Genomic DNA, 20,247 nt, shown 5'->3' with positions numbered 1-20,247 from the left:
TTGAAAAAATGAACCCACTTGAACCTTTGCTTAATAGGCGATCTTATAGTCGCTCTAAACTTGAGCATCCAGCTCCATCTGATGAGCAGTTACGGCAGTTGTTTGACTTAGTGATGACAACTCCGGATCACGGAAATCTTAAGCCTTGGCGTATTTTAGTTGCTAGAGGTAATAAAATGCAGGAGTTGGCGGATGCCACTTTGGCTATGTATCAGAAGCAATCTCTTACGGGAGAACTTAAAGAAAAAGCCTATCGGTCTGCTCGAGAAATAGCCGAAACTCCGATGATGATTATTATGATTTCTGATTTCAAGGTAGGCCATAAAGTGTCTCTTTGGGATCAGCAATTATGCGGTGGCGCAGCGGCTCAAAATTTAATGACAGGGCTTCATTTAATGGGCTTTGGTGGTTTTTGGTATACCTTCTTAGTAAATGAAGAATTAAAGCCTTTGTTAGGTATGCAAAAGGCAGATCAAATTATTGCCGCTATTTCTGTAGGGACACCAAAAGCTCGTTTTGTGCGCAAAATGAAGCGTAAGGCACCAGATAAATATTGTTATGAGTGGTTGGGATTTAATGAGCAGCCAGCAGCTCTGTTTGATAAGAAGCAAAAGTGATCCTTGTTTATTGTATTGCACAATTTAGGATCACTTACTGTTTGACCGAGCCATGAGCGAAGTGCATAAAATTGCAGGGTTCAGATTGGCCGATCTTTAGATAAATATCATAGGTAAGGTCGCAAGCAGTAATAATCCCATTGATACACTAAAGTAACGGTGGAATTTAGGTTCTTGAAGCCTCTTAGATACGAGCTTGCCTATGGTAATCCACATGAATGTTCCTGGTAGTGTGGCAATATTAAACATCATGATGCATAGCAAAGCTGATGACCAAAAAAGCTCTCCAGTCAAAGTAAAGACAGAGCTTGCAGTCATTAGGCTTGCCCAAGACTTAGGGTTAATTGCCTGAAAGGATGCAGCTTGTAAAATGCCCATTGGCTGAAGGCTCTTTTTGTCTGAGGGCATTTTTGAACAAGCGATTTTTATAGACATATAAACAATGTAGCCTGCTGCAATAAAGGTGAATACCTTATGCAGGTAAGGCCAATGCTTAAACATTTCACCCAAGCCAAACAAAATCATTATATGAAGTAATGTCATGCCAAAACGAATGCCAATCACGTGGGGCAAGGTTCTTCTAATGCCAAAATTAGCACCGGAGTTAGCCAGTAGGATGTTATTGGGGCCAGGTGTAATGGTGCTTATTAGGCAAAAAAGCATTAAGGCTGGAACGAGTTCCAATAGGGCGCTATTTATCATTTCCTTTCCTTTTTAGAAAAATTAATCCAATAATTGTATCGATACAATTATTAGTGTAATGTACCTAAATAGATTTACATACAATACAATTGTGGGCAATTTATTTATTGTTATGAATACAATTATAGAAATGAGTAAAGACACATTCGATCAAGCTTGTTTGGCACATCCAAAGTACAAAGCATTGGCTTTGCTTATTGAGCAGGCGATTCAGTCTGGCGAGTTACTGGATCGACAAAAGTTACCAGCACAAAGGCTTTTGGCGGATAGGCTAGAGATTACTCATGGCACGGTAACAAGGGCGTACGACTTGCTTGAAAAGAAAGGTCTAGTGAATGCTAAACTGGGTGCTGGTACCTATGTGAACCTTCCAAGCTCCTTCGTTACTACTAATGATTCTGTTATCAAAGAATACGACTTTGCATCCAGTATGCAGCCTATGCTGGGGCAACAGATGCTGCTCAAACATGCCTTAAGCGAATTTTCTCAAGATCTTGTTTCGATCGAGCAGGTGATGACTTATTCGCCTCAAGGCATACAAAAGCACAAACAAATTTTTACCGATTGGCTGGCATCTAAAAAAATCTATATTGAAGCGAAAGATATTATTTTTACGCAAGGTGCCCAGCAGGGTATTTATACATGCTTGCAAATTCTTACCAAAGAAAATGATTATATTCTTCATGAAGAGTTAGCGTATCCGGGGTTATTTCGTGCCGCCGAAGCGAGTCGAGTAAAACCATTAAGTGTGCCATTATCAGCGGAAGGTTTAGATTTAGTTGTATTAGAAGAATACTGTGAAAAATACAGTCCTAAGGTTTTGTATATAACACCCAATATTCAAAATCCGACCAATATTCAGTATTCAAAAAATCAGCTAAAGGCCATCCTAGAATTAAGTGAAAAATATCATTTTTATATCATTGAAGATGATGTGAATTACTGTTTGCCAGAAAGCTGGAATATACCTTTGCAGCAGCAAGCAAAAGATCGAATATTTTATCTTTCTAGTTTGTCAAAATATGTAGCAGGTGGTTTAAGAGTTGCCTATTGTCTGGTGCCTGAGACTTGGCAGCAAGCCTTTAATTTAAGTATCCATAGCCAATGCTGGATGGTTTCGACGCTGAACTTTGAATTGGCAGCACGCTTTCTGAGAAGTGAAAACTTTACGCATAATCAGTCTCTTTTAGCTGAAGAAATGCGTTATAGACAAGGCGCTTTTCAAGCTCTCGCGGAGAAATATAGTTTTCGTTCTCGAAGTGGTGGTTTAAATGCGTGGTTGGAATTGCCAAGCCATATTAATGTGAATCAACTGAATCATTTTTTTGCATCAAAAAATATTAAAGTTAGAACGGCCGATCTATTCCGTTGTCCTACTGCGTCTTTACCTTCGGTAAATTGCTTCAGAGTATCTTTAGGTGGATTCAACTCAAGAGTGGATTTTCAGCAAGGCCTTTCTATATTCGAAAATGCCTTAACTCAATTTAACAGCCAAGAAGATATTGTTATTTGATATTTTGAATAAAGTCATACTAAAAGACCATCATAGCAGCCTATGATGGTCTTTTTTCTACTTATTTATCTACAAAGTTAGCTTGAATACGTTGTGTCAAAAAGTCTGCAGCGCTGATGGGTTGGTAGCGTTTTGCTGGGCCTTGGATGATCTGGGTTTTGTTGGCTTGGCAGAAGAAAGCGATGGAATGGCGACTGCCGCAGTATTCATCGATTCGTGGTTGACGAACACGGTGCAAGTTGGATTTCAACTGATCGTCGCTCCAGCGCATGAGCATATCGCCGATGTTGCAGGTGATCACGCCGCCAAGAGGCGGAATGCTGGTCCAGCGTTGTGTGTCTGCTTCTGCACCGGGGCAAACTTGTAAGCCGCCGTGGCCTTCGTGTTGGAACAACAAAGTCAAACAATCAAAATCCGTATGGGCGCCCGCACGCCACATATTACCCTGCTCGGTGACACCTTCCGTTGCGTAGTAGTGCAACAAACGTAAGGTGCTTTGGTAATCTGGCTGGTGTGGGTCGTGGGCTTTGCTAAAGAAGTCTCGATCAAAGCCTAGCTTGTCGGCAAAGCAAGACAATACCTTCATACCCACTTCCCAGCACTGTTTTTCAAAACGCAGCGTATTGGCCTGAAAGTTTGGCAATTCTTCTTCAGTCGGCCACAAATTATCCATGTGATATTGAGTGATTTGATAGGATTCTTTTTGGTCTTTGGTGCCGGTGGAAGGGCGAATTTGGCTGCGACTTTCCCAGCCTGCATTGACGCTTTTTGGTCGAGGGTATTTGCTTTTAATACTTTCAGGAAGGTTAAAAAAGCGCTCGGACTCTTTGAAGGCCGCTTTTATTTCTTCAGGATCGATACCGTGGTTACTTAATTGGAAAAAGCCAATCTCGGTGGCCGCGAGCCAAAGTTGCTCGGTGATTTCTTCTCGGCGATTTTCAAAATCGCTCATGTCGATGATGCGAATTTCTCGGTCATTGGTGTCTTCACCAGCTCCGCCAAAGGTGGTTTCGCGTTGCAGTTCTTCCAGTGAATATGAATTAGTCATGGTTTTCTCCCATTCTCCTAAGTTAAAAATAACTAGGCACTTTTTGCCTAGTGGAAAATGGAGCAATGACCGAATGTATTTCCTATGAAATACATCTGACTGCTTCTACTCCGATGATTTAGTGTTACCAAACACCCTCATGCAATTTTGCTGCCTCTTTTTCAAGGCAAGGTCCAATTACTTCTACTTTTCGTTGCCCCGATTCAAATACGATGCGACAAGGCAAAGCCAAAGTTGGGTTTTCTGGGTGATTGCCGGTGATCTGTTTCAAGCTGTCTTCGCTTAATCCATACACAAGGCGTCCTAATCCTGCCCAATAGGCAGAGCCTGCACACATGGCGCAAGGCTCGGCGGAAACGTACATGGTGCATTTCGCCAGAAAGTCAGGGCGATAGGCTTTGCTTGCGCGCGTCATTAATTTGCGTTCGGCGTGTCCCGTCATATCGAAATCAGGCAAGTAGCCATTTACTTGGCTCATTAGCACATTGTCTTCATCGTCGACCAATATCGCCGCAAACGGGTGGATGCCTTGTTGTTTGGCTTCATCCGCTAGGGCAAAGCTTTGGCGTAAAAAGTCTGTGTCTTTAGTGTTTAATGTCATATCTGTCTCTATTATTAAGATTTCTTCTTAGGAAGGCTCCACGGAAAAAGCCAAGCCTGAATCCACTGGATCGATTTAAACAGCAACAAACTGATAACCGATAAGAAGATCAGCCCAGCAAACGCTTGTGGAATTTTAAAGAACGAGGTGGAGAACTGAATGAAATAGCCCAAGCCTTCTTCTGCCGCGACGAACTCCGCTACTACAGCGCCGATAATCGCCAAGGTGATAGAGACACGAAGGCCACTGAAAATGTGTGGAATCGCATAAGGAATTCGGATCTGCCAAGTTTCACGATAACGCGGAGCACGCAAAGATTGGCTGAGTTCGATCATTTCAGGCGGTGTTTCCAACATGCCCGTCGTGGTTGATACCACAAGAGGGAAGAAGGTGATTAAACAAGTAATCAGCACGCGAGAGGGATCGTCTGTGCCAAGCAAGACAATGATCAAAGGCGCAACCGCAACCACAGGTGTAGACTGAATCACGATCAAAGCTGGATACAACACGCGGTTCATCAGTTCAGAACGCATCATGCTAATCGACAAGGGAATCGCAATAACGATAGACAAGGCAAAACCCATTAAAGCCACACGTAGTGTCGCCCAAAGGTGGGTTAACCAGCGAGAAAATTCCACATCAAAAAAGGCGGTAAAAATCGCTGATGGCGACGGCAGAATGTAGTTTGGCACATTGCCAAAACGACAGATTAATTCCCATAACAGCACAAGGCCGATAAAGAACAAGCCAGGCGCGAAGCGATTTGCCTGCTGGCCGAGCCAGGATTTAGGCTGGTACGTTGGGTTCATAGATATAGCCTCTAATTAAATCGGTTAGCTCAGCAAAACGAGGGGAGTTGATGGTTTTCGACGAGCGCGGGCGAGGTAAATCCACCTCAATCAAATCCAGAACCGTGCCGGGGCGCTTGCTCATTACCAAAATGCGATCAGATAACAGCACGGCTTCACTAATGGAGTGGGTGATAAACAACACGGTTTTTGGATTCTTCTTCCAAATATCCAGTAGATCAAAACCGATTTGCTCACGAGTTAACGCATCCAAAGCCGAGAAAGGTTCATCCATCAAAAGAATGTCTGGGTTAAGCAACAGTGCGCGAATAATACCCACACGTTGTTGCATACCGCCTGACAGCTCGTCTGGCATCTTGTCAGCAAACTGGGTTAGCCCCGCCATTTCTAATAGCTCGTTTGCGCGCTTTTCATCGCTGGCGGAATAGCTGCCGTATTTGTGTTTGAGTGGAAACAACACATTTTTACGCACGGTTAACCAAGGTAATAAATTGGCCTTTTGAAACACTATGCCCACATCATCACGAGGTTCTGTTACGGGCAGATTGAATACCGATACTTCACCATGAGAAGGAATCAGTAGCCCTGCCACCATGCGTAACAGGGTGGATTTACCACACCCAGAAGGTCCTACTACCGCCACGAACTCGTGACGGTGGATGTCGAGATCAATACCTTGCACTACCATTGGTGTTTCTGGACGTGGATCGTATTTATGACCCACGCTTTTCATGCTAACGTAGGCCGCTTTAGCATTGTCATCTGTCGTGTTTTTGTCTTCCATTTGGCTACTCCGGTTTAAAGCTATTGTTCACGGCAGTTTTTGGATCAATAGCGTCCGCTGTTAGACCGTTGGCTTCGGCTACGTATTCCCAGGTTTTTTGAATACGTTCGTCGGTGAAATTACCGAAGCCATCTTTTGTGGTGACATCGTTGTACACCAAGTTATAAATGCTCTTTATTTGTGCGGAGACAATGTTGGCGTCTACTTCTGGCACCATTTTGTGTAGGTCTGCACCGGCTTGGTCTGGGTTGGCATAAGTAAATTCAATAGACTTCGCAAAGGCTTTTATGAAGCGTTTCGCCACATCTGGGCGTTCTTCTAAAAAGCGTTCAGAGGCTAAAACAGAGGAACTATAAAGTGACAAGCCAGAGTTTGACCAAGGCATTTCGATCAGTTCTTTGCCTGCGCCTTTTGCTTGTGCTTCATAAAGCGCTGTGTTGGTAACCCAAGCAATAATGGCGTCGGTACTACCAGTAATCATCATTGGTGCTAATGCACCCGGATCAGATTTCACTAATTTAATATCGCTTTCGCTCAAACCGTTTTGCTTCAATACCAAAGGCAAGAAAGCATTTGATGAAGTGAAAGGCGAAGTCGCGACTTTTTTACCTTTCAAATCTTTAATGGACTTAATGCCGCTGCTTTTCAGCACAAAGAACGCATGAGGAGCTTGGGTGAAGTATGGGAAGACAGCGACTACAGGTACATCTGCTTGTGCTTTTGCTGCCATCAATGCACCAATATCAGAACTACCAATATCAGATTGGCCTGTTGCCATTTTAGTCAACGCATCGGTAGAGCCGCGACCGCTGGCGATCTTGATTTCCAAGTCTTCATCAGCAAAAAAACCTTGTTGAATACCCACATAAACGGGCGCTTTATCACCGCCTGGTAGCCAATCTAATTGAAACGTCACCTGATCTGCCGCCATGGCAGAGGTGGTTGAGATGAGACTGGCTAAAAGTGTTAATCGGATTGCTGTTTTCTTTGCCGCTTTCATAAGCATACTCCATACAATTAATAGGGGTTAAAGACCCGCTTGTTTCATATTGATTATGGATAGCAACATTTGTTCCATGTTTGTGGAGAGGGCGTATTTAATTTTTTAAGTGATTGAATTTAATATTAAAAAGTAAAGTGGAAGACTTTTGGTGATAAGACAGGAAAGGATTCGAAAAGAGAAAATGAAACATAATGGTGCGATATCAACCAGCCCGAGAAGCGAGTTTCTTATACACCGCGTCTTTGTCTCGTTTGCCAATTGCCAGTATATAGATGACGATTTCATCATCAATGACTTCATAAGCTAGGCGGTAGCCTGAGGTTCTTAGTTTTATTTTATAGACAGAATCATAGCCGCGCAGCTTTGAGGCAGGGACATGTGGGTTTTCTAGTCGCTCCGCTAGCTTTTTTTTAAATTGTGTTTGAATTTGTGGTGCTAATTTGCGCCATTCTTTTAGAGCAGCAGGAAGAAATTTTAATTTATAAGTCACCTAAACTCACTTCGATTGCTTTGGATAAATCAGTACGGCGAGCCTCAACCAATTTTGCTAGTTCAATATCATCGGCCATCTCCATTAAAAGCTCATAGGACTCAGCAGGGACGAGGTAAGCCGCTGGCTTATTGTGGTTTAAAATGGCGATAGCAGAGCCACCAGATTCGTTAAGTAAAGCCGTTGGGTTTTTCTTTAATTCAGAAATACTGGCTGTGTAATTGGCTAAGACTTGTCTCATAGGAACCTCAATTAAGTACTAAATTTAAGTCTTATTTTAGACCTAAATTTTTAACAGTGCTATATCTTTATCGCTCTGGTTTTATATTTGATGCTCACCTTGGAGAGCAGACTAAGATGGCTCTATCATCATGAAGTGCGTGTCAGCTTGCGCGACAGGGCAGTGATCAACCCCTTTTGGCATGACATACATATCGCCTGCATCAAGGACTATGTCACTAGATGATTTGAGCTTTAAGGTCAGTTGGCCTTTGAATACCATGATTATTTTCTCTTCGTCTTCATGTTTGTGCCAGCCTAACTCTCCTGTCCCTTTTAGGATTCGTACCGATTGCCCATTGGACTCGGCAATGATTTTTGGTGCCCATTCTTCGTTTAGAGATACAAATTCTTCATTAATGTTAATCTTGTCCATATTGGTAACCTTATGTCCTTTATCAAACTGCATTAATGATAATAAAACTCATTTGTCTTTGTGGCTAGAGAAAACCGTGCTCTTTACATATTCAATTTATTTTTGAGTGGGATGGTGGATATTTTTGATTACAAAATTAATTGTTCAAGTGGAAAAATTCGTTTTAAACTAAAAGTTTGTACGATTGGTCAGATTTTTGCATTTAAGCTATCATTGCTTACATCATTTTAAATAAGGAGAGCGCTTTGCAATTTATACTAAACGATGAGCTCATCGACGATAACACGCTCCCTAGCGACTTTACGGCTTTGCGTTACCTAAGAGAAAAGCGTGGATTAACCGGAACGAAGGAGGGATGTGCATCGGGAGATTGTGGTGCATGCACGCTTCTTGTTGGTGCGTTAGAGAACGGCGAATTGACCTATTCAACGCTCAATTCATGTATTACGCCAGTACAATCCTTGTCGGGCAAGCATGTTGTCTCGGTTGAGTATTTGTCTAAAGTTAATGAATTGCATCCAGCTCAACAAGCCATGGTGGAATCTCATGGTTCTCAGTGTGGTTTTTGTACACCAGGTTTTGTGTTGTCTTTGGCAGGGTTATACGAAAACAAACAGAACGCTGATCAGACCATTGATCGTGAAGCGGTTTGCGATGCCATCTCTGGTAATTTGTGTCGTTGCACTGGCTATCGTCCAATCATCGAAGCTGGTTTATCTATGATTAAGGTGCAAGAAGCAAAAGAGACACCTTTTATTGAGCTGATGAGTAAAAACGAAGGCATTAAAGGTCTGCTTGAAAACCTACAAGCCGAGACGAGTGCCAAAAGCAATTATCTGCAACCAATCAATTTAGAGCAACTTGCTCAGGCATTAACCTCGAATCCAGGCGCCACCTTGATCGCTGGTGGTACGGATTTGATGCTAGAAAATACTCAGCGCTATCGTGATTTTGATACCTTAATTGACGTATCTAGCGTGGTTGAACTTAAAGCGCTGGACATTGGTGCCATCACTCTAACCATTGGCGCATCGGTGACTTACAGTGAGTTGGAAGATTTCAGTAAGTTGCTCTATCCGCAGATCCATGGCTTGCTGAGCCGAATTGCTTCTCGACAAATTCGTAATCGCGGCACGATCGGCGGCAATGTAGCGAACGCATCCCCAATTGCCGATTTACCCCCTTTGTTATTGGCGTTTGATACTGATATTCAATTGCTGAAAACAGATGGCAGTACCAGAACGGTTAACATCAATGACTTTTACCAAGGCTACAAACAAACCCAATTAGCGAAGGATGAGATGATCGCGTCTTTTGATGTACCGCTTGATAAACTGTCGCAATTTCATCGTTTCTATAAAGTCTCGAAACGCATGGAAGACGATATTTCCAGCGTCATGTTAGCGGTTCGCGTTGAAGTCGATAACGGCAAGTTAAGCGATGTACGCTTTGCATTTGGTGGCATGGCGGCCACACCGATTCGTGGTTTAAAAGCAGAAGCAGCGCTGACTGGCAAAGCCATTAACGACGAACAAGCCTTAAACCAAGCCATCGACGCATTACGCAGCGAGTTAACACCCATGAGCGACATGCGTGCCAGCGCGAAATACCGTTTGGATATGGCCTGTAACCTGATTCGTAAAGCATGGCTGGAACTAAACGGCACCGAGGTGGTGACTTTCTCTGGTCACGCTGTCAGCGATTCCATTTTATCGACCGGTTCGGAGGGCAGCACTCATGCGTAAACTTCCACAAGATTTCACTCTTGACACAAAAGCTTTTAAAAAGGGGCTTTTGCCCGTTCATGAATCGGCTATTAAGCACGTAACAGGTCAAGCTGTTTACATCGACGACATGCCAGAATGGCCAAATGAACTGCATGTGGCAACGGGATTATCGACCGAAGCCCATGCGGATATTGTGTCGATCAATTTAGACAAAGTACGTGCTTATCCAGGCGTGGTCGATGTGATTGTACAGGCCGATATTCCCGGAGAAGTGGATGTGTCGCCTGTGTTAAGTGGCGATTTACTACTCGCTGGCGATTTTGTGCATTTCATCGGCCAATCAATTTTTGCCGTCGCGGCCACCAGTTTACGTGCGGCGAAACAAGCCGTTGCCTTGGCTGAGATAGAGTACAAAGCGCGAGAAGCGACCTTGCATCCTCGCCAATCGTTAGAGCGCCAAGAGTTCGTCTTGCCAACTCACACCATCAGCTGTGGCGATGCCAAAGGGGCACTGGAAAGCGCGCCGAATAAACTCAAATCCGATTTGTACATCAAGGGCCAAGAGCACTTCTATTTGGAAGGGCAAATCAGTGTGGCAACGCCTAATGAAGGTGGCGGCGTGCAAGTATTTGCGTCCTCTCAGCATCCTGCTGAAGTGCAAAAGCTGGTGGCGCGTGTGCTGGGTTTACCTGTAGCACAAGTTCTTGTTGAAGTACGACGCATGGGCGGTGGCTTTGGCGGTAAAGAATCCCAGGCGGCCGTACTGGGTTGCATGGCGGCGGTACTCGCCGTGCGCAATCGTCGTCCGGTGAAATATCGCATGCCACGCCAAGATGACATGGTACAAACCGGTAAACGTCATGACTTCTGGAACAGCTATCAAGTTGGCTTTTCCAATGAGGGTGAAATTCTCGCAGCAGAATACGATATGGTTGGTAAATGCGGCTGTACCGCCGATTTGTCGGACGGCGTTGTCGATCGCGCCATGTTCCATGCGGACAATGCTTACTTTCTACCGAATGCTCGTATCAGTGGTTATCGCGGTAAAACCCACACGGTTTCCAATACCGCGTTTCGTGGTTTTGGTGGGCCAAAAGGCGTGATCTTAGCCGAAAACGTCATTGAAGAAATTGCCTGCGCTGTGGGCAAAGATGCTTTAGATATTCGCAAGCTGAACTGTTATCAAGCGAATAAAGACACCACGCCATATGGGCAAAAAGTAGACGACGATGTCTTGCTAACCTTGATTGAAGAACTGGAAACCAGCTCAGATTATCGAGCTCGTCGTGAAGCGATTAACGCCTTCAATAAGCAGAACCCTTTCCTTAAAAAAGGACTCGCGCTCACGCCTGTTAAGTTCGGTATTTCCTTTACCTCGAAACACCTAAACCAAGGTGGTGCCTTACTGCACATCTACACGGACGGCAGCGTGCATGTGAGCCACGGCGGAACGGAAATGGGGCAGGGGCTTTATACCAAGGTAGCGCAGATTGTCGCCAAAGCCTTTGGCATTGATTACCAACGCGTCAACGTTGGCTCTACTCGTACGGATAAAGTGCCAAACGCATCACCAACTGCAGCATCAGCAGGAACGGATTTGAACGGCATGGCGGCATTGGATGCAGCGCTGACGATCAAAAGCCGCTTGCAAGAATTCGCTATGGAACACTTCGGCATCGCCGCCGATGCCTTTGCTATTGAAGACGATCAAGTCATTCTAGGCAGCGAGACAATGAGCTTTCCTGAATTCATTAAATTGGCGTACATGAACCGCGTGTCTTTATCGTCTACCGGGTTTTATAAAACCCCGAAGATAGGTTATGACCGCAAAGCCGCCAAAGGCCGACCTTTCCTATACTTTGCCAATGGCGCGGCCGTGTCTGAAGTGATAGTCGATACTTTTACCGGCGAATACAAAGTTACCCAAGTGGATATCTTGCATGACGTAGGGGATTCGATAAACGCAGATTTGGATATAGGACAAATCGAAGGTGCGTTTGTACAGGGCATGGGCTGGCTCACCTCAGAAGAATTAAGCTGGGATGATAAAGGTCGCATCATCACCAACAGCCCTGCTAATTACAAAATTCCAACCTCGGCGGATATTCCAGAAAAATTCAATGTTAAATTGTTCGACCGTCCTAACAGTGAAGAATCTGTGTATCGTTCTAAAGCTGTGGGCGAACCGCCACTCATGCTGGGGATTTCCGTTTGGTGCGCATTAAAAGACGCCTGCGCTGCTGTGGCAGATCACAAAATCTCGCCACCACTGGCAGTACCAGCCACGCCAGAAGCGGTGTTTTACGCAATGCAAGCGGCGCAAAATCACAAAACAGGTGGGGAAGCCAGCCTATGATGTCTTCTATGAGCTGGGTTCAGGCGTTACAGGAAGTGGAAAAAGCAGGGCAAGCTTGGGTGATCGCCACCGTGATCGGCACCCAAGGTTCTGCGCCTCGGGAATCATCCAGCAAGATGATCATTACCGAGGAACACAGCTTCGACACCATCGGCGGCGGACAGCTGGAATACGCTGTCTGTCAAAAAGCCCGTGCCATGTTGCAAGATGTATCTTCGCCTTCTCATGTGTTGGAAAACTTTCCACTCGCCGCCAAAACCAACCAATGTTGCGGCGGTACGGTTAGCGTGCTGCTGGAATATTTCCCAGAGCCCGCTACAAAGGTCACTATCTTTGGAATGGGACACGTCGCAACGACCTTGGTGAATGTATTGGGGAGCATGCAGGCGAAAATCTCATGGGTCGACAGCCGCGAAAACCTTGCTCAAGACCACAACATCCAAGGCCTACCAAGCAACGTTACACCGTTTTTGTATGAATCCATGTTGGAACACATCGACCACATGAGCCATAACGAAATCGCCTTGGTCATGACTCACGACCACGCCTTGGATTACCAACTGGTGGAAGCTTTGCTGGATCGCAAAGACTGCCGATTCATCGGCTTAATCGGCTCGAAAACCAAAGCCCTGCGCTTCAAAAAACGCCTCGTCAGCGCCTCCTTCAGCCAAGCAGAAATCGACTCTGTTCACTGCCCTGTGGGGTTAAACGAAATCGCAGGTAAGAAACCCTTCGAAATCGCCATCTCCATCGCCGGGCAAATCATCCAAATCACCCAAACCAAAACAGAAGCGAAAAAGGGCAGCGGACTGACTTGGAAAGAAATCAACAACGTCCTAAGTGAAGAGAAGGCTCACATCTAGGTCGTTTGGTAGCAGGAGCAAGGCAAACACCACCGCACGACACTGTCGTTTGAGCACGCTCTTGGTGTTAGTCTTGCCCCTAGAAAATCATACAGTCCTAGGCGACTATTAACGTCATCCCTGCGAAGGCGGGGGGCCATTGTCTTAAAAAAGGGTCGAACCCTTTTTCCTCCAACGCACTATCAGAAACAACAAGCCTCCATGGAAAAGGGTTTTGACCCTGACGCCTGCGAGAATAGACGTAATTCAAATGCTAGTCCTTCGAGAATCTTATTATTGCGTTGCTATGCCCCAGTTCTCGTGGCAAATCGTCTGAGTTTTCTATGTGCCCAATACGAGTATAGGAATATGGAGTATCAAAGGTTTTATAGAAGACCACCAAAGTGCGAGAACCCCACAGCATGATATCTCCATTATGAATGATGCCAGGTTGATAGGTATTCTTCGTCAGTGCATTTGATAAATCAAATTTCTTCTCGTTACTGTTCAGATCATCCATGTCTAGGATCAGCGGTAACATAGCCGCAAATTCACGTGCCGCATCCGTGTCGGCTAAGGTCGCTGCGAAACGACGTTCACCAATGGTTATCCACATACGTGATTCCTCCGAGTTTATGGATGCTTGTTGAGTAGAAGTAGGCTTCGTTGTTGACTGCGCTGCATAGCTGTTAGCGAGCGTTAGTAAAAGCAGTAACGAAAGGAAAGTTTGCTTCAGGACTTGTGCTTTCTGATGGCCTGCTATTAAGAGTAAGGTGTTTACGTTATCTGTGTTGATATGAAAAAATTTATTCATAATAGGGACCTCATTATTTTATTTTGCATATGGATAGATACTTTACTTTGTCTGCATACGATAAGCTTGAAGCGTCAGAAAGGCACTAATGAGCAAGACTGCTGCACTAGCAATAAAGGTGCTTTGATAGCCGTCTGCATCGAAGAGTATGCCTCCTATTGTTGAGCCTAACGCTATGGATAATTGAACCACGGCAACCATCAGACCGCCGCCTGCTTCAGCATTATCTGGCATCGCTTCCGCTAACCAAGTCCACCAAGCGACAGGTGCAGCAGTTGCGACCAGTCCCCACATTGCTAGCAGTAACGCGACAGGTACTACATAGTTTCCAGCTGGTATCAGTATTAGAGCAATGGCAGCCATAAAAACTGGGATGCCAATAAGTAGGCCGTATAGCGTGCGTTTTAGAATTGAGCTAATTATTAGCGTACCGATAAATCCTGAAAAACCAATGGTGAGCAATAGAAGAGATAGTGTTGATACGCTAGTCTGCGTAACGGTTTCAAGGAAAGGGCGTAGATAGGTAAATAGGGCAAACTGGCCCATAAAGAAGGTGCCACATCCAGCCATACCATAGGCAACGGCACGGCTTTTTAGCGCCTTGAGAATATTACCTGAACCTGGTTCGTGTGCCTTTCCCTTCATAGAGGGTAGTGCGATCCACTGCCAAATTAAGGTGATTAGTGCGATAGGAATGATGGCTAAAAATGCACCTCGCCACCCTACAATAGAACCTAAATAACTTCCTAATGGCGCGGCAACTACCGTTGCTAGTGCGTTACCGCCATTAAAAATAGCCAAAGCTTTAGGCACTTTGTTAGATGGAACTAACCGAATCGCCATGGCGGCTGACATTGACCAAAATCCGCCGATAACCACACCGATGAGCGCACGGCCAAGCATATAAGCTGTGTAGTTTGGAGCCAGCGCGACAATGCTTCCAGAGATCCCCATCAAGATTGTCAGTATTAGCATTAACTTTTTACGATCCATAGTGCCAATTAGCATAGGTAATAAAAGGCTAGTGAATACGGCAAAGGCGCCAGAAATTGCAATACCTTGCCCTGCCATTCCCTCCGTAATTTGTAAGTCGCTGGCAATGGGCGTTAGCAGACTAACAGGCATAAACTCGGACGCTATCAGCGTAAATACACATAGCGACATGGCAAAAACGCCACTCCAATGAGCCGTGTTATCTGCCTTGCTTGTTGATGTTCCATCATGAGTATCAGATGTGGTGAGTGCCATAGATTTTTGTTACGCCTCGATTTCTATAAAAAAAGCACCACGCGAGCCCAAAGAGCCGCATGGTGCAGAAGTTACTTCAACAATTTCGATGTCGATTAGGCTAGGTGTTGCTTAAAGAAGCTAGTTAGCTTGTCGAATGGGATGACATCCACTTGATCATATAAATCAACATGGCTTGCGCCAGGAATAATCATCATCTCTTTTGGTTCAGCCGCATTTTCATAGGCTGTTTTACCCATATAAAGTGAGTGAGCCTTTTCACCATGAATGAACAAAACTGGACGAGGAGAAATCTCTGAAATATAAGTCAGTAAAGGCATATTCATAAAGGATAATGGTGTCGTCTGTGACCATGCGTTACCAGAATTGACCGCGCGAGGGTGATAGCCACGAGGAGTCATGTAGTAATCATGATAGTCGACCATGAATTGCGGCTCGCCGCCTTTTAATACATTGTACGGGGCTTGGTAAGCAGGAGCCGCTTTACCTGCATCTTCCCAACGTTGCTGGCTGAGCTGTTCTAGTCCCTGTGTGCGTTGCTCAAGGGTGACACTGTCGTTATAGCCTTTTGACATGACACGAGTCATATCATACATAGTGCTTGCTACTACGGCTTTGACACGTTTATCGACCGCGACAGCATTTAATGCCATACCGCCCCAACCACAAATGCCGATCATCCCGATACGTTCACGATCCACATTGGCTTGCATGCCAATACAATCTACCGCAGCGCTAAAATCTTCCGTGTTGATGTCTGGGGAAGCAATGTTGCGAGGTTCACCACCACTTTCACCTGTGTAAGATGGATCAAAAGCCAGCGTCACGAAGCCACGCTCTGCCATTATTTGAGCATACAGACCAGAAGATTGCTCTTTCACCGCACCGAAAGGACCACCAACGACAATGGCTGGTAATTTGCCAGATGCATTTTTGGGTTGGTAAAGATCAGCGGCAAGAGTAATGCCGTAGCGGTTTTTGAAGGTGACTTTTTTATGATCAACCTTGTCACTTTTGGCGAATTTTTTGTCCCAGTCATTATTTAGTTTTATGGACGATGCAAAGGCTTTGCCTGTGGTTAGCGAGGCAACGCCTAGTGCCACCATGCCTGCCCCTGTTAATTTCATCATATTGCGACGGCCTTCATCAGGAACATCTTGTTGAGTCATATTATTTGTAATTTCAGTATGTTTATCCATGGTCATTCTCCAGATAAGTAAGTTAGGCAAACCTGTTGTCGATCACAAAGCGTTATTAAGCATCGTCTTTCTGAAAGCAGTCATTAGCATCTAGTTTTACAGCTCTGGGTATTTGGGGGTTAGCAGGATTCTGCTTGATTCTTGCCTGATAGTCCTGAAGAGCAGAATTTCACGTGACCTAGGATAGTGCTACAACTATTATGAAAAGATAATTTCTCGAAGTAACTCCTTACAACTCAAAGCATTTCCATCATTAGAAGCAAAGACATGAATAGAGATATCAGCAGCATACAAAGCGATTTAGCTAAGGTGATCGAAGAAAAAACAGTAGGGCAGGAAGATTGCGCTACATTAATCGAAAACCTATCTTTTTTTCGACGAGAAGTGATAACAGAACCTTGTCCTTGCACGATTGAAGCAAGTGTTCTTTTTGTCGTTCAAGGTACTAAACAGCTGTTAGTAGGGGAGCAAGGCTTTATTTATGATACTCAGCACTTTTTATTAAACTCACTGGATTTGCCAGCGAGTTCACAAGTGCTAGACGCCAGTACAGAGAGTCCTTGTTTAGGGTTAATGCTCAAGCTCGATATGCTACTTATGGCGGATATTATCTCTCAAAATGGCATGCCTCCTCCCTATGAAGGTTCTATTAGTGGAAGCTCGGCAATAGGAACGGTTACAACATCTTTACTGGAGCCTTTTACTCGCTTGTTGGCTTTGCTTGATGAGCCAGATGCTATTGCAACGCTGTCGCCACTCATTATCAGAGAAATTCATTATCGTCTTTTGAATAGCGACCTAGCGGGTCGACTTTGGCAGATTGCTTCGACCGGGAGTCAGGCCCATAGAATTTCAAGAGCGATTGGCTGGTTGAGAAAGCATTACTCTAAACCTTTGCATATTGAAGAACTGGCTTCTTATGTGCAAATGAGTAGTACTACTCTGTACCATCACTTTCGCGAGCATACCGCGATGAGTCCGTTGCAGTATCAGAAATGGTTGCGATTAAATGAAGCACAGCGCTTGATGCTGAATGATAGTCTTGATGCTTCAAGCGCTGCATTCAAAGTCGGTTATGAAAGCCCTTCTCACTTCAGCCGCGAATATGCTCGCCTCTTTGGTCAATCGCCCAAGCGACACATTGAGGAACTAAGAAAAGGAAGCGCAGCGCTTATCTAATCAAAAAAATGTCGTTAAAAGCGACGTTTTTTATGGGTGCAAACCAAAGATCTTTGATCCTGCTTTTATTTAGCTTACTTAAACAATTTTATCTTGCTCTTGGCGTTCGTCTTGCTCCACATTAACCTTGTAAGTTATTGATTTAACAATTTTTGTAGATCGCGGTTTTAGCCCGACAACGTAATTATTCTCTTATGCTTTATAAGATTTGGTCGAGGGGGCTATTTGTTCCTGCAAAATGTTCACCGATAACATGGGTATAAATTTGTGTGGTTGATACGTCATTGTGACCTAACAACTCTTGAACCGTTCTTATGTCTCTACCAGCCATTAATAAATGCGTTGCGAAAGAATGGCGAAAAGTGTGGCAATTTACTCTTTGCTCATTAACTCTAGCGTCATTGACGGCTTTTTTTAATGACTTACGAGGCACTGACTCATGTAAATGATGCCTGCATAATTCACCCGTTAAAGGGTGCGGGCAAATTGATGTAGAGGGAAATAAAAACATCCAACTTAATTGACGAAATGCATTTGGGTACTTTCTAGATAGCGCAAATGGCAATGAAGGGCCATAACCCTTAGCGTTGTCATCATGTTGGATTTTCTGAGCAAAGGCTTTTGGTTTGTTTAAAGGTTCGGCTAACTTGCGACTTAGGATAGTAGTTCTGTCTTTATTGCCCTTGCTACAACGAACAACCAAACTACCTTGATCCAAATTAATATCTTGAATTCGAATGCGTAAGCATTCGCTAATTCTAAGGCCAGAACCATACAGCAACGAAAATATTAAGTGGTCTCGTTCATTCATACAGCCTAGTATATTTTGAATTTCATTGGCAGCTAAAACAATAGGTAAACGCCGTCCTTGTTTAGCATGCTGGAACCCTAAATCACCCAATGGTTGATTTAGCAATTTGTTATATAAAAAGGCGAGGGCATTGAGGGCCGATTTTTGTGTATTAATTGCAACATTTTTCTCAACCGCCAAAAACGATAAAAACGCTCTTACTTCTTCCGCGCCCATGTTTTGAGGATGCTGTAGCTTATGGAATCGAATAAAATATTTGATCCAATATAGATATGATTTTTCTGTTTTTAAGCTATAGCCACGAAGACGCATTTCATGGCGGATAAAATTGAGAAAAGGGCTGGAAGACATCGCACATTCCTTGTGGATAATTGATAAAAACTGTACAAATATACAGTTTATTTTTTGGATTGCCAATTTCTGGCTTGTTTTGTCTGAAAAATAATCAAAAAAGTGCGTGTTTTTACTGGTGGCTGGTTAGAAAGTCTTTTAGTATCAATGAATAAGAATCCACAGAGCAGAAATAACGCGCTGTGGATAAAAGGAATAACACGCATGCTCGTTTTTCCAGTTTTCACTTTTGTGAATAGTTTTATAAAACTTTTATTATTCAATTGTTTATAAGGTTTTTTGGACAGTTTTGAAATTGTCTAAACGAGCATGCGCACTATTAAAATGTTATAACTCAGGAGAGTCATGAGTAATTTTTCAAAATTAGATGAAAATGATTTCCTAATATCTGTTTTTAAGGATGGTGAGCTTGCTTTTTCCGACATTAACGTTGAAAGGTTAGCTATTGAGATACCTGAAGATGTTGAATTGACTGAATTTCAATATTACATCCAGAAAGTAGGGTTTTACTTAGTCAACACTATCTCTTGGTGTAAGCAGCTCGACTTAGCAATTGAATTATTATCTAACTTTGATTACTCGAGAAAAGAGACAACAAGGGCAGAGCATCTCATTTACAATATTGAGAACTATTTAATTCGTATCAAGTCAGTACATGATCGTGTACTTCAGCTTGTAAATGCTGTATTTCATTTGTGCATTAATGAAGCGAATGTAAATCATGGCGTTATTGTAAGTAACTACAAGGTTCAACACCGTCCAGAAATACTTAAGGTAATCAAAGCAGTTAGCAAGTACTTAAGCGAGCATGAACAAATCAGGCATACACTTATTCACAGGCATTCTTTACTTGATAAAGACCTGAAGAAAATTGAGCTTTTCTATATGAGTAATTTCGAGCACATAGATGATGAAGCTCAGGTTAAAGCTTACAAATATGTTAGAACTGAACATTTAAAAAGATTTCTGACTGATAAAAAGTCTGAGTTCAGGCAGATAAATAGCGAATTATACAAACTCGTTGATATTCTTTTCATAGAGTTGAAGCCAGAATACGATAGGCAAAAAAAGATTGTCAGCTAAAAGTTATAACAAATGCAGTCACAGCGATGGCTTTTCCGTTGCGGCTTCGCCTTCACTACAAAGCCACGCGTGCTGCGGGCGTTAGGTTTACAAAAGGAGTTGCCAAATGAAGATGATTTCATACTGGAAGAATCATAAAGAAATTCATATTGATGATGGCTTAGTACTTATTTTAGGCTGGTATGATCATAAAAATGAAAACAACGGTGGAGATAAATCTCTTGGCGTTCATTGGGTGGATTATCCTCAATCTAGAGGAATTTTAAGCCCATGTGTTATTCCTGAAGCAACTCGAAATGCAATGCTATCTGGATTATTGCATCAAGCCGTTACTCAGGGCAATCAAGTTCAAATAAAGTCAATTACTGAAGCAATCGAATTCTTCAATAAGTAAAGTAAACCTAACAAGCGTTTT

21 protein-coding genes are annotated in these 20,247 nt (G+C 43.7%); 8 read left to right on the top strand and 13 right to left on the bottom strand.

Annotated elements, in window-relative coordinates; all coding sequences use genetic code 11:
* The first annotated feature begins 8 nt into the window (after nucleotides 1-8).
* A complete protein-coding gene (locus KDW99_RS12370) occupies nucleotides 9-617 on the top strand; it encodes a nitroreductase family protein (protein ID WP_255825128.1) in 609 nt (202 codons plus the stop codon).
* A gap of 96 nt (nucleotides 618-713) precedes the next feature.
* On the opposite strand, the gene KDW99_RS12365 is transcribed toward KDW99_RS12370, so the two are convergent.
* Nucleotides 714-1,319 carry a LysE family translocator gene (locus KDW99_RS12365; RefSeq protein WP_255825126.1) on the bottom strand — a complete coding sequence of 202 codons (606 nt, stop codon included), beginning with the start codon at nucleotides 1,317-1,319 and terminating at the stop codon, nucleotides 714-716.
* 112 nt (nucleotides 1,320-1,431) lie between these two features.
* Between KDW99_RS12365 and KDW99_RS12360 the strand changes: the two genes are divergently transcribed.
* On the top strand, nucleotides 1,432-2,832 hold the full coding sequence (locus KDW99_RS12360; RefSeq protein ID WP_255825124.1) for an aminotransferase-like domain-containing protein: 1,401 nt from the start codon (nucleotides 1,432-1,434) through the stop codon (nucleotides 2,830-2,832).
* Nucleotides 2,833-2,893: 61 nt separating this feature from the next.
* On the opposite strand, the gene KDW99_RS12355 is transcribed toward KDW99_RS12360, so the two are convergent.
* From KDW99_RS12355 to KDW99_RS12320, 8 genes are all read right to left on the bottom strand, one after another.
* Nucleotides 2,894-3,880, bottom strand: a complete 987-nt coding sequence (locus KDW99_RS12355; protein WP_255825122.1) for an isopenicillin N synthase family dioxygenase — start codon at nucleotides 3,878-3,880, stop codon at nucleotides 2,894-2,896.
* Between the two features lie 124 nt (nucleotides 3,881-4,004).
* A complete protein-coding gene (locus tag KDW99_RS12350) occupies nucleotides 4,005-4,481 on the bottom strand; it encodes a nucleoside deaminase (protein WP_255825120.1) in 477 nt (158 codons plus the stop codon).
* Between the two features lie 14 nt (nucleotides 4,482-4,495).
* Entirely contained in the window at nucleotides 4,496-5,290 is a 795-nt protein-coding gene (locus KDW99_RS12345) for an ABC transporter permease (RefSeq protein WP_212915633.1), read from the bottom strand.
* Nucleotides 5,268-6,074 carry an ABC transporter ATP-binding protein gene (locus KDW99_RS12340; RefSeq protein ID WP_212915632.1) on the bottom strand — a complete coding sequence of 269 codons (807 nt, stop codon included), beginning with the start codon at nucleotides 6,072-6,074 and terminating at the stop codon, nucleotides 5,268-5,270. Before KDW99_RS12340 ends, KDW99_RS12345 begins: the two co-directional genes overlap by 23 nt.
* Before the next feature lie 4 nt (nucleotides 6,075-6,078).
* Nucleotides 6,079-7,074 (bottom strand): ABC transporter substrate-binding protein, encoded by a 996-nt coding sequence (locus KDW99_RS12335; RefSeq protein WP_255825115.1) that lies wholly within the window; start codon nucleotides 7,072-7,074, stop codon nucleotides 6,079-6,081.
* A gap of 205 nt (nucleotides 7,075-7,279) precedes the next feature.
* On the bottom strand, nucleotides 7,280-7,567 hold the full coding sequence (locus tag KDW99_RS12330) for a type II toxin-antitoxin system RelE family toxin (protein ID WP_255825113.1): 288 nt from the start codon (nucleotides 7,565-7,567) through the stop codon (nucleotides 7,280-7,282).
* Nucleotides 7,557-7,808: a type II toxin-antitoxin system Phd/YefM family antitoxin gene (locus tag KDW99_RS12325; protein WP_255825111.1), complete on the bottom strand. Its 252-nt coding sequence runs from the start codon at nucleotides 7,806-7,808 to the stop codon at nucleotides 7,557-7,559. Before KDW99_RS12325 ends, KDW99_RS12330 begins: the two co-directional genes overlap by 11 nt.
* 111 nt (nucleotides 7,809-7,919) lie before the next feature.
* Nucleotides 7,920-8,222, bottom strand: a complete 303-nt coding sequence (locus KDW99_RS12320) for a cupin domain-containing protein (protein WP_255825109.1) — start codon at nucleotides 8,220-8,222, stop codon at nucleotides 7,920-7,922.
* A 245-nt stretch (nucleotides 8,223-8,467) separates the two neighbouring features.
* Between KDW99_RS12320 and xdhA the strand changes: the two genes are divergently transcribed.
* The 3 genes from xdhA to xdhC are packed head-to-tail and all read left to right on the top strand — an operon-like array spanning nucleotide 8,468 to nucleotide 13,168.
* Nucleotides 8,468-9,967 (top strand): xanthine dehydrogenase small subunit, encoded by a 1,500-nt coding sequence (xdhA, locus tag KDW99_RS12315; protein WP_255825107.1) that lies wholly within the window; start codon nucleotides 8,468-8,470, stop codon nucleotides 9,965-9,967.
* Nucleotides 9,960-12,305 carry a xanthine dehydrogenase molybdopterin binding subunit gene (gene xdhB, locus KDW99_RS12310; RefSeq protein WP_255825105.1) on the top strand — a complete coding sequence of 782 codons (2,346 nt, stop codon included), beginning with the start codon at nucleotides 9,960-9,962 and terminating at the stop codon, nucleotides 12,303-12,305. The genes xdhA and xdhB overlap by 8 nt, the downstream gene beginning before the upstream one ends.
* Nucleotides 12,302-13,168: a xanthine dehydrogenase accessory protein XdhC gene (gene xdhC / locus KDW99_RS12305; protein ID WP_255825103.1), complete on the top strand. Its 867-nt coding sequence runs from the start codon at nucleotides 12,302-12,304 to the stop codon at nucleotides 13,166-13,168. The genes xdhB and xdhC overlap by 4 nt, the downstream gene beginning before the upstream one ends.
* 253 nt (nucleotides 13,169-13,421) lie before the next feature.
* On the opposite strand, the gene KDW99_RS12300 is transcribed toward xdhC, so the two are convergent.
* The 3 genes from KDW99_RS12300 to KDW99_RS12290 all read right to left on the bottom strand — a co-directional run bounded on the left by KDW99_RS12300 (nucleotide 13,422) and on the right by KDW99_RS12290 (nucleotide 16,408).
* Nucleotides 13,422-13,961 (bottom strand): cyclophilin-like fold protein, encoded by a 540-nt coding sequence (locus KDW99_RS12300; protein WP_255825101.1) that lies wholly within the window; start codon nucleotides 13,959-13,961, stop codon nucleotides 13,422-13,424.
* Between the two features lie 42 nt (nucleotides 13,962-14,003).
* Nucleotides 14,004-15,209, bottom strand: coding sequence for an MFS transporter (locus KDW99_RS12295; protein WP_255825099.1), 1,206 nt, complete (start codon nucleotides 15,207-15,209; stop codon nucleotides 14,004-14,006).
* Nucleotides 15,210-15,304: 95 nt separating this feature from the next.
* Nucleotides 15,305-16,408, bottom strand: a complete 1,104-nt coding sequence (locus KDW99_RS12290) for an alpha/beta hydrolase (RefSeq protein WP_255825097.1) — start codon at nucleotides 16,406-16,408, stop codon at nucleotides 15,305-15,307.
* A gap of 267 nt (nucleotides 16,409-16,675) precedes the next feature.
* Between KDW99_RS12290 and KDW99_RS12285 the strand changes: the two genes are divergently transcribed.
* Nucleotides 16,676-17,587, top strand: a complete 912-nt coding sequence (locus tag KDW99_RS12285; RefSeq protein ID WP_255825095.1) for an AraC family transcriptional regulator — start codon at nucleotides 16,676-16,678, stop codon at nucleotides 17,585-17,587.
* Between the two features lie 199 nt (nucleotides 17,588-17,786).
* Here KDW99_RS12285 and KDW99_RS12280 read toward each other — a convergent pair whose 3' ends face one another.
* Nucleotides 17,787-18,749 carry an integron integrase gene (locus tag KDW99_RS12280; protein ID WP_255825094.1) on the bottom strand — a complete coding sequence of 321 codons (963 nt, stop codon included), beginning with the start codon at nucleotides 18,747-18,749 and terminating at the stop codon, nucleotides 17,787-17,789.
* Nucleotides 18,750-19,094: 345 nt separating this feature from the next.
* Between KDW99_RS12280 and KDW99_RS12275 the strand changes: the two genes are divergently transcribed.
* Both KDW99_RS12275 and KDW99_RS12270 read left to right on the top strand, forming a co-directional pair.
* Nucleotides 19,095-19,832 (top strand): Cthe_2314 family HEPN domain-containing protein, encoded by a 738-nt coding sequence (locus KDW99_RS12275; RefSeq protein WP_255825093.1) that lies wholly within the window; start codon nucleotides 19,095-19,097, stop codon nucleotides 19,830-19,832.
* 106 nt (nucleotides 19,833-19,938) lie between these two features.
* A complete protein-coding gene (locus KDW99_RS12270; RefSeq protein WP_255825091.1) occupies nucleotides 19,939-20,226 on the top strand; it encodes a hypothetical protein in 288 nt (95 codons plus the stop codon).
* The last annotated feature ends 21 nt before the right edge of the window (nucleotides 20,227-20,247 follow it).

The organism is Marinomonas rhizomae (genome assembly GCF_024397855.1).
GTDB lineage: Bacteria > Pseudomonadota > Gammaproteobacteria > Pseudomonadales > Marinomonadaceae > Marinomonas > Marinomonas rhizomae_A.
Note: the sequence above shows the minus strand (reverse complement) of the source record. Positions and strands in the feature narration are given on the sequence as shown.